This is a genomic window from Bradyrhizobium sp. USDA 3364, assembly GCF_054056355.1.
In genome coordinates, this window is sequence record NZ_JBSRYG010000002.1 from 8155443 (window position 1) to 8169403 (window position 13961).

The window sequence follows — 13961 nt, forward strand, 5'->3', positions numbered from 1 at the left end:
TCCAATCGGGTCGATGATTTTCGGGGGAGTTTTAGGACGAGACGGCCGAGATCGCCAGAGCCTTTTCAGGCTTTGGCGACGTGATGTTGCGCACACGACTCTTGTCTGGGCGTCTTATTTGCAAAAAAAGCGCAGCGATCGGAAAGCGAATGAAATCAAAGCCCGATCGCGTTGAGCATCTGGTCCATGGTGCGTGACGGCTCGGCACAGCCGGCCTCACCGACGATTTTCGCCGGCACGCCCGCGACCGTGACGTTGTGCGGCACCGGCTTGACCACGACGGAGCCCGCCGCGATGCGCGCGCAGTGACCGATCTCGATATTGCCGAGGATCTTGGCGCCGGCGCCGATCAGCACGCCGTGACGGATCTTCGGATGGCGATCCTCGTTCTCCTTGCCGGTGCCGCCGAGCGTGACGCCATGCAGGATCGAGACGTCATCGTCGATGACCGCGGTCTCGCCGCAGACGAAACCGGTGGCGTGATCGAGGAAGATGCCGCGGCCGATCCTGGCGGCCGGGTTGATGTCGGTCTGGAACACCGCCGACGAGCGGCTCTGCAGGTAGAAGGCGAAATCCTTGCGGCCCTTCTGATGCAGCCAGTGCGCGAGACGATGGGTCTGCAGTGCGTGGAAGCCCTTGAAGTAGAGCAAGGGATCGATGAAGCGCGAGGTCGCGGGATCGCGGTCATAGACGGCGACGAGGTCGGCGCGGAACGCGTTGCCGATATCGGGGTCATCGCGCAGCGCCTCGCCATAGGTCTGGCGGATCAGATCGCCCGACAGCGCGGCGTGATCGAGCCGCTCGGCAATGCGATGAACCACCGAATCTTCCAGGCGTTCGTGATGCAGCACGGTCGCATAGATGAAGGATGCGAGCTCCGGCTCGCGTCGCAAAATGTCTTCCGCCTCGCCGCGAATTCGATCCCAGATCGGATCGAGCGCCGCCAGCTTGCCCCCCTGCGGATTGACCTGATGAACTGCCATAGCTGCTCTCGCAATTCGGTTGTTCTGATGTGCGTTATAGCACGATGGACCCAGCGCGTCCCGGGAAGGCTCGGTACAGTAAACCCCACCCGAACGTCCCGGACCGGCGTCTAGGGGAATTGGTCGGGATTTTGCCGAAATCAAGCCGTGCTTCTGCAACTATTGGCGGATTTCGTCGCCGGTGTGGTTTTGGGCATGGTCAGCCCCAATAAAAAGGGGGAAACATCATCAATAGCTGGAGTTTACGTGCCCGCCTGACCGACGCGCGATCGGTCTGGGTCGCCACCATTGCCATCCCCCTCCTCCTGCTCGCCCCTGCCTTCTGGAACGGCTATCCGCTGCTCCAGTGGGATACCGGCGGCTATCTCGCCCGCTGGTACGAGGGCTATCTGGTGCCGAGCCGATCCACGGTGTTCGGCATCTACCTCCATGCCGGCGAGACATCCGGCTTCTGGCTCAACCTCGGCATCCAGACCCTGGCTACATTGTGGATCCTGCAGCTGACGCTGCGCGTGCTCGACCTCGCCCGCCCGGTCCGGCTGATCGCAATCAGCCTCGTGCTGATCGCGACCACCGCGCTGCCCTGGCTCGCGAGCATGTTGCTGACCGACATCTTTGCCGGCCTTGCGGTGCTCGCGGTCTTCATCCTTGTCCTGCACGGCGAACGGATCTCGGCGCTGGAGAAGGCGGTGCTGTTCGGCTTCATCGCGTTCTCCGCCGCCACGCACAGCGCGACGCTCGGGGTGCTGTTTGGCCTGTGCTGCGTCGGCTGGATGCTGCGTCCGTGGCTCGGCCGGCGCATCCCGCTCGCGGGCCTCGCGCAGGGCAGCCTGACCATCGTCGCCGGCGCCTCGATGCTGCTGGCGGCGAACTTCGCGCTTTCCGGGCAGCTGGCCTGGACGCCCGGCGGCATCGGCGTCGCGTTCGGCCGCATCCTGCAGGATGGCATCGTCACGCAATATCTGCGCGACCATTGCGCGAAGGAGAATCTGAAGCTCTGCCCCTATCGCAACGAGTTGCCGCCGACCGCCGACGACTTCCTGTGGGGCCACAGCATGTTCAACACGCTCGGCCGCTTCCAGGGGCTGAACGACGAGATGGGCTATATCGTGAAGCGTTCGCTCGCCGAATATCCGGCATGGCAGGCCGAGGCGGCGCTGACCGCAACCGCCGACCAGCTGATGCATGTCGCGACCGGCGAAGGCACCAATGGCTGGATCCCGCATACCTATGGGATCATCGAGCGCTATATTCCGAAGCAGGTCGCGCCGATGCGCGCCGCGCGGCAGCAACGCTGGCACCTCGACTTCACCGCAATCAACCGCATCCACGTGCCGGTCGCGCTGGCCTCGATGCTGCTGGTCGCGCTCCTGTTCGGCCGCGGGCTGTGGCAACGGAGGCTCGACGACCTCGCGCTGCTGGCAGGCACCGTCACGCTCGCTCTGCTCGGCAATGCCGTCATCTGCGGCGTGATCTCGGGGCCGCACGACCGCTACGGCGCGCGCATGGTATGGGTCGCGACCTTCGTGGTGCTGATCGCGGCCGCACGCGCCTTGGCCAATGACGACGACGACAGACAATGAGGCCGACGAGCTATTTTCGCCGCGACAGGAAGTCGATGACGCCCGTCTTGTAGACCTTGTCGCCGACCGCCCGCATGTGATCGCGGTTCGGGATGTCGAGCACCTCCGCCCCCGGAATGATCCGGCCCAGCGCTGACGCCGAGCCCGCGATCTCATCCTTGCTGCCGACGGCGATCAGAACCGGCACGCGGATGCCGGCCGCCTCCTCGCGCGTCATCAGCCGGCGCGAGCCGCGCAGGCACGCCGCGAGCGCGCGGTGGTCGGAGCGGGTCTGATCGGCAAAGGCGCGAAAGGTGCGGCCGACCGGATCGGTGACGTCCTCGAGCGACGGCGCCTCCAGCGCCAGCGCAACCGTCTCGCCGGGACCGCCGCCCTCGATCAGCCCGATGCCGATGCCACCCAGGATCGCCGAGCGCACCCGGTCGGCATGCTCCCGCGCCAGGATCGCCGTCATCCGCGAGCCGAGCGAATAGCCCATGATGTCGGCACCCGCGATCTTGAGATGATCCATCAGCGCGATCACGTCGCTTGCCATGGTCGCGATCTCGTACTGCGCGTCATCGTAGAGCTTGGCGGATTCGCCGTGGCCGCGATTGTCGAGCGCGATGACGCGGCGGCCCGCCTTGACGAGTTCCGACACCCAGGTCGGATAGATCCAGTTGACGTTCTTGCTCGAGGCAAAGCCGTGCACCAGCACGATCGGCTCGCCCGCGCCTTCGTCGATAAAGGCAATTTCAACATCGCCGTGATGGAAACTCGGCATCATCCATTCCGTTTTGTCTTGAGATCAGGATCGGGATTTGCGATTGGCGATCGACAGGCGACCGCAAGCTTAGCCCTGGGCGGGCATACTCGCCAGCGCTGCCTGGGCAGCCAGCTGCCGCTTGACGCGCAACGCCTTGCTGCGCCGGAGCCACCACGCCGTGGCCCGCTCCGTGGTCGCCTTGATCGACGACAGGAAGCCGAACAGCGCGAGCAGCGCGCCGAACAGCCCCATGGTGAGATCGAACGCACCGGCTGCCAGCAGCAGCGCGCCGCGGCCGAGCAGCTTGATGATCGCGCGGGTCTGGCCGCCCTTCACCTCGGCGATGCGCGCCGCCCGCGCGATCTCCTGCGGGTTCTCCGCGACCTTGAGCGTGTCCCGCGCAGCCCGGACCCCTGCCGCCTCGCCGACGCGGCCAACGTCCTTGGCGACACGCACCAGCGCGCCGGCCTTCTCGGCGCGGAATGCGGCGCGGATCGCGGTCGCGGTTTCCGCCGGCCGAAGCACCGAGCCGGACGCGACCGCTTCGCGCAGCGCGGACCGGTCGACGACCTCGCGGGTCGAGCGTCCGGCCCATGCGATCATCCCCTCGCTCAGCCGTCCAGCCTTGCGCGTATCCTTGACCAGCGTCAGCCCGGCACGCAACGGCCCGGCACCGCCGACCGACACGTAGGTGGCCGCGGTCACGGCGAGCCCGGCGGCAGCAAGCCCGAGCACCAGCTGGTCGGTGTCCTCGCCCATCACGAGGTGCTTGCCCTCGCGCACGACGTCCCTGATATCGCCGAACACGAACAGGTCGCCGGCGACCGTGCCGGACAGGCTTGCGACATCGTCGGCATTGCCGGTCACGAGGCCGGTGGCGAAGCCCTTGGCAAAATGCGTCGCCGACGATTGCTCGGCGACGGCGTCGTTGACGCGCGTCGTGAGGTCGTCACCAAGCGCGATGTTCTTCTCGGCCGCAAGCGCGACGAAACTCGCCGCAAGGTCGGCATCTCCGGAGGCCAGCGCCGTCTCGATATTGTCCTCGATCAACGCCGGGTTGTTGCGCAGTAAGGAATTGAGCCTGATATCGGCGAGCGCGGCGGGATCGTCCCGCGCCGACAGCACGGTGCCGGCGTCACGGGCGTGCGGCCAAATTGCGGCGCCCATGGCAGCACTTACTGCCAGGCCAGCCACCGCAACGCTGAGGCGCACCCCATTCATTCAGCTCAAAACCTCTAGTTTTATTCGCCTTGGACATAGTGTGCCGCTTTTGCGACACAACGGCTCCGACCAAAGGAGGGCTTCTCTGGAACGACAAGATTGTGTCGAATTTGCATGAGCAAATGAGCCATCGGGGCTCTAGGAATCAACTGTTCCCGCCAGTATGGTGCGCGGCATTTCGCGATGCCGCATGCTGTTGATTGCGTACGCCCGTCGTTGCCACCAAGGTGAGAATATGTCCGACCACGTCGTCCCGCACTTCCATAACGATTCCGGTGTCTCGGTGATCGAAATCGGATCGCAGGAGTTCATGTGCGTCGGCGCCAACCCGCCGTTCGACCACCCGCACGTGTTCCTCGACCTCGGCAACGACAACGAGATCATCAGCCCGTACTGCTCGACGCTGTATCGCTTCGCGTCCGACCTCGCCGCCGGCGAAGCGCGGCCGCCGGAATGCGTGCTGAAAGACAAGGTCGCCTGACCGCTCCGTGGCGCTGACGCGAACCGTCATCGTTGCCGGCGCCGGAATCGGGGGACTGACGGCGTCGCTGACACTGGCGGCACAAGGCTTTCGCGTCGTCGTGCTGGAGAAGGCCGAACGGCTCGAGGAAGCCGGCGCCGGCATCCAGCTCTCGCCCAATGCCAGCCGCATCCTGGTCGAGCTCGGGCTCAAGGAACCGCTTGCGCGGCGCGCGGTCACGCCCGAGTCCGTCAACATCCTGAGCGCGCGGGCCGGTGGCGAGATCGCGCGAATGCCGCTCGGCCAGGCGGCCGAGTTCCGCGCCGGCGCGCCCTATTGGGTGATCCACCGCGCCGATCTGCAGGCCGCGCTGCAGGCCGCCGTCAACGACCATCCCGACATCGATCTGCGGCTCGGCTGCCAGTTCGAGGACGTGACCAAGCACGCCAAGGGCCTCACGGTCGTGCAGCGCCGCGGCAATGCCCGGCAGGAGGAATTGGCGGTTGCGCTGATCGGCGCCGACGGTATCTGGTCGTCGGTGCGCGGGCATCTGTTTCCGGATGTGCAGCCGCAATTCTCCGGCCTGATCGCCTGGCGCGGCACGCTCGACGCAACCGCTTTGCCGCGCGAATACACCGCGCCGCGCGTGCAGCTCTGGATGGGACCGGACGCCCATCTCGTCGCCTATCCGATCTCGGCCGGACGCCAGATCAACGTGGTCGCGATCGTGTCAGGCACCTGGAACCGGCCGGGCTGGAGCGCGCCCGGCGACATCAATGAGATCAAGGGCGCGTTCGCCACGGCGCGCTGGCCCGCGACGGCGCGAATGCTGATCGGTGCGGTCGACGGCTGGCGCAAATGGGCGCTGTTCACCCTGCCCGACATCGGCCGCTGGAGCGAAGGCGCGGTGACGCTGCTCGGCGATGCCGCGCATGCTATGCTGCCGTTTGCCGCGCAAGGCGCCGGCATGGCGATCGAGGATGCGGCCGTGCTCGCCAAGGCGTTGAGCGACTGCACCGGAGAAAACACCGCAGGCATTCCCGCCGCGCTGAAGCGCTACGCAAAAATGCGGCGCGCGCGCGTGCTCAAGGTGCAGCGCATGGCGCGGCAGCAGGGCCGCATCTATCATCTGGGGGGCGCCGCGGCGATCGCGCGCGATCTCGCGATCCGCGCCATCGGCCCAGAGCGCATGCTGGCGCGGCAGGACTGGATCTACGACTGGCGCGTCTGAGATTCGGCCGAACGCGCATGCGCGAACAGCGATTCGCGTCACCCGAAATACCTGTTCAGTGCACGAGACCTCGCGGCGCGCGCGGGCCCTTCGCCGCCGGCGTCGGAGCTGTGGGTGCTGCGGCCGCAGGGGTGTCCGGCGGGCTCTCATGGCACTTGCCTTTGCGCCAGGCCTCATCGGCAAGCTTCTGCTGCGAATGGATCGAGATCAGCTCGTTGCGATAGACCATCTCGGAGACCACGGTACCGCCGACGCCGGTCTCCGCCTTGGCCATCAATTTTTCCTGATCCGCCGCTCGGGCCTTGAGGCCCGTGCGCTCGGTCTCGAGCTGCTTGCAATCATACAGATCGTATTTGGCGGGATCGGCGAACGCCGACGGCACGGTATCGCCGATCTGCGCGCAGCCGGAAACGCCCGCAGCCGAGGCAAGCAGCACGAGAACGGCTGCCGCGCGCAACAGGTTTGGGCGGCGTGGGAAACGAACAGACATTCAGCTTTCTTAATCAGACAGTGTTGAGATTGCCTAAAGCAGCCGCCGGTGTCCGGATTGAGGCTCAATCGCGGCGGCGCGCTGCTTATCCCAACGCTCGGCCGGAGAGGCAAATGGATTTGCGGGCAGCCGCTTAAGCCTTTGAAAGCGCATCTGTTAGCAGCGGATAATGGCAATTCCACTCGGCCTCCAAACGCGCTAGAAATCGGCGCGCCTTGCGCAACGCGGACGTGGCGGAACTGGTAGACGCAAGGGACTTAAAATCCCTCGATGGCAACGTCGTGTGGGTTCGAGTCCCACCGCCCGCACCAGCCTTCGCTCGCTTTGCGAGCTACGGCTCGGCAAGCCAGTAAGACCCCATCGGAGCGAAGTGAGCGAAGGCTGCCGCGCCGAAGCCCAAGGGGCGACAGCGCGGTGCGTCAGTCGAACCCCAGTCCGATCCGCCTTTCCCGCTTCCAGATCACCCGGCTCGTGTGCCGCTCGCCGTCGACGGCGAGCACGAAGCGGTCGGGAAACCACAGCGGCGAGTTGACCTCGATGCAGGCGCCCAGGGGCGAGAGATTCCGGACTGTGCAGGGGATGGCTTCGTTGCCGAATTCGATCGCCCCCGACTTGAGGACGCGACGACGCGAGCCGCCACGCCACCCACGGCCTGAGCAGACCCGCGCGGTATCGCGATGCCCGCATCACCTCATCGTGTTTTGCGGCTGTGACTGGCTTCACACGCCGTGACCGCCACACGGTGTAGTCTTCCCGCGTTGGAAATTTCCGGCCGCACATTTTGCGGCCGTCGCATTTTGAAATCAATTTGGTCGGAGAGACCGGCAATGTCGATTGCAAGCGACGAGGCGCGCGATCACGGTGCGTCGATTCCCGAGCACGGCGACGACGCGGCTCATTGCAGCAACGGACTCAACGCGCAGAAATTCCGTGACGCGACGCCCGACGAGCGCGCGATCTACCGGCGCTGGATCCGCGGCGCGATCATGCTGTACGGATTGCTGGCGCTTGCGGCCGGCGCGGCGGTCTGGATGAACAGCGCCAGTGTCGGACAGACGCAGCTCACCAGCCTGTCAAGCTCGAACAGCGCAAGACCAGGCCACGCGGATTAGCGGCGGCCGTCCCGGAACCAGTCGACTGCATCCTTGTTGTCATGCCGCAAATTGGAGCATGACGATGCCGAACGACTGTCCATCCGCGCAACGCACGACCGACCAACGCGATCAGCGCGAGAATCCGCACGGGGACCGCCCCTCCCCGCCGCAGAGCGCGCCGCAAAGCGGGCCGCCGCTTCACGGCGGGCTCGAACAGCTCCGCGACAGTCACACCTGACGAGCGACAGCGAAAATAAAAATGGCCGGGACAAATCCCGGCCATTTTGTTTTGCGTCAAGCCGCAAGCTTACTCGGACTTGTCGATGTTCCAGAAGATCGGCGTCGCCGGGCCGTCGAGCACACCGGTCAGCGACTTCCGCCACGCACTCGGAATCGTGTACTGGCCGAGCGGAATGTAGATCACCTGATCGTAGGCCTCGGTCTGGATCTCGGCTGCGATCTTCTTCTTGTCCTCGGCCGTGGCAGCGCGCGCGAACTTGTCACGCAGTTCCTCGATCTTCGGGTCTTCGGCCCAGCCGAACCAGCCGCCGTTCTTGCCGCGCCCCGTGATCGAGGCGTTGACGATCGGATCGGAGACGTCGGCCGCAACCCAGTTGGTGAAGAACATGTTCCAGCCGCCTTCCTTCGGCGACTTCTGGCTGGCGCGGTGGGTCACCACGGTCTGCCAGTCGGTGGCCTGCAGGTCGACCTTGAAGCCGGCCTCGCGCAACTGCTGCGCAGCCACAACCGGCTGGGCCTTCAGGGTTGTCACATCGCCCGGCGCCATGATCACGACGGGGGTGCCGTCATAGCCGGACGCGGCGAGCGCCTTCTTGGCTTCGGCCATGCCGTTCCCCTTCACCAGCGTTTCGGCGCCGACGTCGGTCTCCAGCGGCGTTCCGCACACAAAGAACGCACCGCAAATCTTCTGGTACTTGGCATTGCCGACCAGCGCGTCGAGCACGTCCTTCTGGTTCATCGCCATGAACGCAGCCCGGCGCACCTTCGGATTGTCGAACGGCGGATAGAGGAAGTTCATGCGACCGAGGGTCTGGAAGCCGAACTTGTTGAGGACGTCGATCTTGAGATCCGGATTGGCCTCGAGCACCGGAAGCATGTCGAACGGAAGGTTCTCCATGAAGTCGATGTCGCCGGACTGCAGCGCGTTCACCGCGGTCTGCGCGTCGGCCATCGTGACCCACTCGACGCGATCGACCTTGACGACCTTGCCGCCCGCGGTCCAGCTCGCCGGCTCCTTGCGCGGCACATAGTCCTTGTTCTTCTCATAAACTGCCTTCACACCCGGCTGGAATTCCGCCTGGACGAATTTGAACGGCCCGGAGCCGATCTGTTCCGGGATCGGCTTGTCCGGCGGCGTCTCGGCAAGACGCTTCGGCATCATGAACGGCACGCGCGACGACGGCTTGCCGATCGATTCCAGCACGAGGCCGTAAGGCTCCTTCAGCTTCATCGTGATGGTCTTGGCGTCGGTCGCCTCCAGGCTCGCGACGAAGTCCATCAGCTTCTGGCCCATGCCGTCGACCTTGCCCCAGCGCTGCAGCGAGGCGACGCAGTCTTCCGCGGTGACCGGCGTCCCGTCGTGCCACTTCAGGCCGTCGCGCAGCGTGAACGTATAGGTCAGCTTGTCGTCGGAGACCTTCCAGTCCGCCATCTGCGGCTGGATCTTGAAGTTGGCATCCGTCGCCAGCAGCGTGTCATAGATCATGTAGCCATGATCGCGGGTGATGTAGGCCGTGGTCATGATCGGATCGATGACGCGCAGATCCGAATGCATCACCGCGGTGATGGTCTTGCCCGCGGCCATCGCCGGCGGCGCAAAAGACAGCGCAAACGCCGTTAACGCGGCCGCTAGCGTGCGGCGCTTCCAACGCGAGATAGGGAACATGCAATCTCTCCTGACGTGTAACTGGTCAAAGCCGGCTTATTCGTTATGCATGCCGTTCGTTATTTAGGCGAACTAACATGCTGTATGGCTTGTGAAATCGAGACTTGCACCAAGCGCAAAGCGCGTCAATCGGTTTCGGGCTGCATCGCACGTACACAAACGAATGAGGCGCCGCGCCAGATTTTGGCTTTACAAAATCGTCGACTGAGATTTTCGTGAGCACCGCCCGAAGCCGGCGCGGTCAGAACAACAAGAGAGAAAAACGATGAACCCAGCCAATCTCCCCTTTGATTCCGAAGCGATGCTGCAGGGTCTGCGCAGCTGGGTGGAATGCGAGAGCCCGACATGGGACGCGGCCGCGGTCGAGCGCATGCTCGATCTCGCCGCGCGCGAGATGGCGATCATGGGTGCGACGATCGAACGCATCGCCGGCCGCCAGGGTTTCGCAGGCTGCGTCCGCGCCCGCTTTCCGCATCCGAAGCAGGGCCAGCCCGGCATTTTGATCGCCGGCCACCTCGACACCGTGCATCCGGTCGGCACCATCGAGAAACTGAAGTGGCGGCGCGAAGGCAACAAGTGCTTCGGGCCCGGCATCTTCGACATGAAGGGCGGCAACTATCTGTCGATCGAGGCGATCCGGCAGTTGGCGCGCGCCGCCTTCACGACGCCGCTGCCGATCACCGTGCTGTTCACGCCCGATGAAGAGGTCGGCACGCCGTCGACCCGCGACATCATCGAGGCGGAAGCCGCGCGCAACAAATACGTGCTGGTGCCGGAGCCCGGCCGGCCGAACAACGGTGTCGTCACCGGCCGCTATGCGATCGCGCGCTTCAATCTGGAAGCCACCGGCAAGCCGAGCCATGCCGGCGCAACGCTGTCGTCAGGCCGCTCCGCGATCCGCGAAATGGCGCGGCAAATCATTGCCATTGACGGCATGACCACCGAGGACTGCACCTTCTCGGTCGGCATCGTGCATGGCGGCCAATGGGTCAATTGCGTCGCCACGACGTGCACCGGCGAAGCCCTCAGCATGGCCAAGCGCCAGGCCGATCTCGACCGCGGCGTCGAGCGCATGCTGGCGCTATCGGGCACCGCCAACGACGTGACATTCAAGGTGACGCGCGGCGTCACGCGCCCGGTGTGGGAGCCGGATGCCGGCACCATGGCGCTGTATGAAAAGGCAAAAGGCCTCGCGGCGGCGATGGGCCTCGATCTGCCGCATGGCAGCGCCGGCGGCGGATCGGACGGCAACTTCACCGGCGCGATGGGCATCCCCACACTCGACGGCCTCGGCGTTCGCGGCGCCGATGCGCATACGCTCAACGAGCATATCGAGGTCGACAGCCTCGCCGAGCGCGGCCGCCTGATGGCGGCGTTGCTCGCGACGCTGGATTGACATCGATTGCGCTGCACAACACGTTGGCACTGCCGGATCGAAATTTAGCCTTGTCCAATTTTGAGGCTTCGCCTACGGTCCGGCCGTCCAACGCGACGATGCGGGAGAGATCGGAGCGACAACATTCGTGTTGTCGGCTTCGGCGCCGACGGAGCAACCGCCCCGGAAACTCTCAGGCAAAAGGACCGTATCGTCAGGACGATCTGGAGAGAGACGAGCATGGCCGCACATCAAGGGCCGTGACGTCCACCGAAGGGGATAGTTCGCTTCCGGGCGTAGGCCCGATGCGGATCAAGCTCTCAGGTACCGTGACAGATGGGGCGTCGAAACGGCCGGTTTTCACCGGCGCTTCGGCGACTCTAACAACACGGGAGCCTGAAGACCATTATGCCTCACATTGCGATCATTGGCGCCGGCATCACCGGCGTGACGACGGCCTATGCCCTGCTCGAACGCGGCTACCGCGTGACTGTCCTCGACAGGCATCGCTACGCCGCAATGGAAACCTCGTTCGCCAATGGCGGACAGCTTTCCGCCAGCAACGCGGAAGTCTGGAACAGCGCCGCGACCATTCTCAAGGGACTGCGCTGGATGCTCCGCAGCGACGCGCCGCTGCTGATGAATCCGAAGCCGAGCTGGCACAAATATTCCTGGATCGGCGAGTTCGTCGGTGGCATCGCGCGCTACCGCGCCAACACCATCGAGACCACGAAACTCGCAATCGAAGCGCGCAAGCATCTGTTCTCGATCGCACAGCGCGAGAATATCGCCTTCGATCTCGAACGCCGCGGCATCCTGCACGTCTATCACGACAAGGCGGGCTTCGACGCCGGCCTGCGCGTCAACACGCTGCTGCAACAGGGCGGGCTCGACCGCCGGCCGGTCACGCCGGACGAAATCCGCACGATCGAACCCGCGCTGCAGACGACCTGCTATGGCGGCTTCTTCACGCCGTCGGACGCGACCGGCGATATCCACAAGTTCACGCGCGGCCTCGCCGACGCCTGCGTCCGCCGCGGCGCGGCCTTCGTCCACGAGGCTGACGTCGATACGATCGCGCGCGGCGATGACGGCTTCCGCATCGGCTGGACCGAAGCTGCTTCGCACGATGCCGGCGTCGCGACGCGGCACGAGTTGCAGGCGGACGGCATCGTGATTTGCGCCGGCGTGGCGAGCCGCCACTTCGCCGCCCTGCTCAACGATCGCGTCAACGTCTATCCGGTGAAGGGCTATTCGATCACGGTGCAGCTCGATGCACCGCAAAGCCGGGATGCCGCGCCGACCGTCAGCCTGCTCGACGAAGCCGCGAAGATCGTGACCAGCCGGCTCGGCGCCGACCGCTTCCGCGTCGCAGGCACCGCCGAGTTCAACGGCTTCAACCGCGATATCAGGGCCGACCGCATCCAGCCGCTGGTGGACTGGGTGCGGCATCATTTCCCCGGCATCGATACGTCGAAAGTGGTGCCCTGGGCAGGCCTGCGCCCGATGATGCCGAACATGATGCCGGTGGTTCGCGCCGGAGGGACTCCGGGCGTGTTCTACAACACCGGCCACGGCCATCTCGGCTGGACGCTGTCGGCCGCGACGGCGCAGATGGTCGCAGGGGCGATCGACGACTGGCGCGACCTCGATGCGCCGTCGATGGCGCCGACACTTGGTGTTGGGCTCGACCGCGTGCCCGCGAAATCTCGCAAAGCTGAAAGCAATCCACCTTCCAGTGGACTGCTTCGAACGTCATTGGAGGAATAATCGCACCATCAGGACTGATTAGCTGCACCGCAAAAACCGCAGCACCGATGGCATGGGACTTGCTGAAGTTCTACCGTGTGTCCGCTACCATCTGTGCTACGGTCCGGTGTGCAACGGTCCCGCTGGGGACTTCATCGGCCACAACCCAACGGATCCAATTTGCTCGGATATCTGCTTCGCCGCATCCTCGCCGCCATTCCCGTGATGGGCGTGGTGGCCCTGTTCGTATTCCTGTTGCTGCGGCTGACGCCGGGCGACCCCGCCGCGATTCTCGCCGGTGACAATGCGACGCCCGAACAGCTCGAACGCATCAGGACCTCGCTTGGTCTCAACGAGCCGATCTACATCCAGTTCTACACCTGGGTCGCCAAGCTGCTGCACGGCGACCTCGGCGTCTCCCTGATCTCGAACAAGCCGATCCTCGAGATGATCGGCCCGCGCCTCGAGCCGTCGATTTCGGTCGCGCTGGCCACCATCATCCTCTCGATCCTGGTTGCGGTGCCGCTCGGCGTGATCGCGGCGTGGAAGCACGGTACCTGGATCGACCGCTTCGTTATGGGTCTTTCGGTGCTCGGCTTCTCGGTACCGGTATTCGTGATCGGCTATGTGCTGATCCAGATCTTTGCGATCGACCTGCGCTGGGTCCCTGTGCAGGGCTTCAAGAGCATCTCGGCCGGATTCGGCCCGTTCTTCGAACGCATCATCCTGCCGACCTGCACCCTCTCCTTCATCTATGTCGCGCTGATCGCCCGCATGACGCGCGCCTCGATGCTCGACGTGCTGGGTGAGGATTACGTGCGTACCGCGCGCGCGAAGGGCATCGGCGAGACCGGCGTGCTGCTGCGCCATGCGCTGCGCAACGCCGCGGTTCCGGTCATCACCGTGATCGGTTCCGGTTTCGCGTTGCTGATCTCCGGCGTCGTCGTCACCGAGAGCGTATTCAACCTGCCCGGCATCGGCCGCCTCACCGTCGATGCGGTGCTGGCGCGCGATTATCCGGTGATCCAGGCGATGATCCTTTTGACGTCGGGCATCTATGTCGGCGTCAATCTGTTGATCGACGTTGCTTACACCCTGCTCGATCCTCGTATCCGGTACTAAGC

General features: G+C 64.9%; 12 protein-coding genes, 1 tRNA gene and 2 riboswitches. Of the genes, 8 read left to right on the plus strand and 5 right to left on the minus strand.

Annotation, left to right across the window (positions count from 1 at the left end; translation table 11 throughout):
* Window positions 1-155 precede the first annotated feature (155 nt).
* On the minus strand, window positions 156-983 hold the full coding sequence (gene cysE / locus ACVILL_RS38560; protein ID WP_456733813.1) for a serine O-acetyltransferase: 828 nt from the start codon (window positions 981-983) through the stop codon (window positions 156-158).
* 224 nt (window positions 984-1207) lie between these two features.
* Here cysE and ACVILL_RS38565 point away from each other — a divergent pair, with 224 nt between their 5' ends.
* Window positions 1208-2566, plus strand: coding sequence for a hypothetical protein (locus tag ACVILL_RS38565; RefSeq protein WP_456734459.1), 1359 nt, complete (start codon window positions 1208-1210; stop codon window positions 2564-2566).
* Between the two features lie 10 nt (window positions 2567-2576).
* Here ACVILL_RS38565 and ACVILL_RS38570 read toward each other — a convergent pair whose 3' ends face one another.
* On the minus strand, window positions 2577-3329 hold the full coding sequence (locus tag ACVILL_RS38570) for an alpha/beta fold hydrolase (protein ID WP_456733814.1): 753 nt from the start codon (window positions 3327-3329) through the stop codon (window positions 2577-2579).
* Window positions 3330-3398: 69 nt separating this feature from the next.
* A complete protein-coding gene (locus ACVILL_RS38575; protein WP_456733815.1) occupies window positions 3399-4532 on the minus strand; it encodes a hypothetical protein in 1134 nt (377 codons plus the stop codon).
* A gap of 235 nt (window positions 4533-4767) precedes the next feature.
* On the opposite strand from ACVILL_RS38575, the gene ACVILL_RS38580 reads away from it, so the two are divergent.
* Complete coding sequence (locus ACVILL_RS38580; RefSeq protein WP_456733816.1) at window positions 4768-5013, plus strand: zinc-finger domain-containing protein; 246 nt, start codon at window positions 4768-4770, stop codon at window positions 5011-5013.
* 7 nt (window positions 5014-5020) lie between these two features.
* The gene (locus ACVILL_RS38585) at window positions 5021-6223 is read left to right on the plus strand and encodes an FAD-dependent monooxygenase (protein ID WP_456733817.1); all 1203 of its coding nucleotides are present in this window, start codon (window positions 5021-5023) and stop codon (window positions 6221-6223) included.
* A gap of 55 nt (window positions 6224-6278) precedes the next feature.
* On the opposite strand, the gene ACVILL_RS38590 is transcribed toward ACVILL_RS38585, so the two are convergent.
* Window positions 6279-6713, minus strand: coding sequence for a twin-arginine translocation pathway signal (locus tag ACVILL_RS38590; protein ID WP_456733818.1), 435 nt, complete (start codon window positions 6711-6713; stop codon window positions 6279-6281).
* A gap of 224 nt (window positions 6714-6937) precedes the next feature.
* On the opposite strand from ACVILL_RS38590, the gene ACVILL_RS38595 reads away from it, so the two are divergent.
* A tRNA-Leu gene (locus tag ACVILL_RS38595) sits at window positions 6938-7024 on the plus strand.
* Between the two features lie 516 nt (window positions 7025-7540).
* Entirely contained in the window at window positions 7541-7825 is a 285-nt protein-coding gene (locus ACVILL_RS38600) for a hypothetical protein (RefSeq protein WP_456733819.1), read from the plus strand.
* A 289-nt stretch (window positions 7826-8114) separates the two neighbouring features.
* Here ACVILL_RS38600 and ACVILL_RS38605 read toward each other — a convergent pair whose 3' ends face one another.
* On the minus strand, window positions 8115-9713 hold the full coding sequence (locus ACVILL_RS38605; RefSeq protein ID WP_456733820.1) for an ABC transporter substrate-binding protein: 1599 nt from the start codon (window positions 9711-9713) through the stop codon (window positions 8115-8117).
* A 265-nt stretch (window positions 9714-9978) separates the two neighbouring features.
* On the opposite strand from ACVILL_RS38605, the gene ACVILL_RS38610 reads away from it, so the two are divergent.
* The 3 genes from ACVILL_RS38610 (at window position 9979) to ACVILL_RS38620 (ending at window position 13959) form a co-directional block, all read left to right on the plus strand.
* Window positions 9979-11109 (plus strand): M20/M25/M40 family metallo-hydrolase, encoded by a 1131-nt coding sequence (locus tag ACVILL_RS38610; protein ID WP_456733821.1) that lies wholly within the window; start codon window positions 9979-9981, stop codon window positions 11107-11109.
* 91 nt (window positions 11110-11200) lie between these two features.
* Window positions 11201-11307, plus strand: a riboswitch (glycine riboswitch).
* 3 nt (window positions 11308-11310) lie between these two features.
* Window positions 11311-11426: riboswitch (glycine riboswitch) on the plus strand.
* Between the two features lie 70 nt (window positions 11427-11496).
* Complete coding sequence (locus ACVILL_RS38615) at window positions 11497-12858, plus strand: D-amino acid dehydrogenase (RefSeq protein ID WP_456733822.1); 1362 nt, start codon at window positions 11497-11499, stop codon at window positions 12856-12858.
* A 159-nt stretch (window positions 12859-13017) separates the two neighbouring features.
* Window positions 13018-13959: an ABC transporter permease gene (locus ACVILL_RS38620; RefSeq protein WP_456733823.1), complete on the plus strand. Its 942-nt coding sequence runs from the start codon at window positions 13018-13020 to the stop codon at window positions 13957-13959.
* Window positions 13960-13961 lie beyond the last annotated feature (2 nt).

What these genes read in the sequence shown, in the direction of transcription:
- cysE (WP_456733813.1), bottom strand. Translation starts at nt 983, where the DNA reads ATGGCAGTTCATCAGGTCAATCCGCAGGGGGGCAAGCTGGCGGCGCTC.
- ACVILL_RS38570 (WP_456733814.1), bottom strand. Translation starts at nt 3,329, where the DNA reads ATGCCGAGTTTCCATCACGGCGATGTTGAAATTGCCTTTATCGACGAA.
- ACVILL_RS38575 (WP_456733815.1), bottom strand. Translation starts at nt 4,532, where the DNA reads ATGAATGGGGTGCGCCTCAGCGTTGCGGTGGCTGGCCTGGCAGTAAGT.
- ACVILL_RS38580 (WP_456733816.1), top strand. Translation starts at nt 4,768, where the DNA reads ATGTCCGACCACGTCGTCCCGCACTTCCATAACGATTCCGGTGTCTCG.
- ACVILL_RS38590 (WP_456733818.1), bottom strand. Translation starts at nt 6,713, where the DNA reads ATGTCTGTTCGTTTCCCACGCCGCCCAAACCTGTTGCGCGCGGCAGCC.
- ACVILL_RS38600 (WP_456733819.1), top strand. Translation starts at nt 7,541, where the DNA reads ATGTCGATTGCAAGCGACGAGGCGCGCGATCACGGTGCGTCGATTCCC.
- ACVILL_RS38605 (WP_456733820.1), bottom strand. Translation starts at nt 9,713, where the DNA reads ATGTTCCCTATCTCGCGTTGGAAGCGCCGCACGCTAGCGGCCGCGTTA.
- ACVILL_RS38610 (WP_456733821.1), top strand. Translation starts at nt 9,979, where the DNA reads ATGAACCCAGCCAATCTCCCCTTTGATTCCGAAGCGATGCTGCAGGGT.
- ACVILL_RS38615 (WP_456733822.1), top strand. Translation starts at nt 11,497, where the DNA reads ATGCCTCACATTGCGATCATTGGCGCCGGCATCACCGGCGTGACGACG.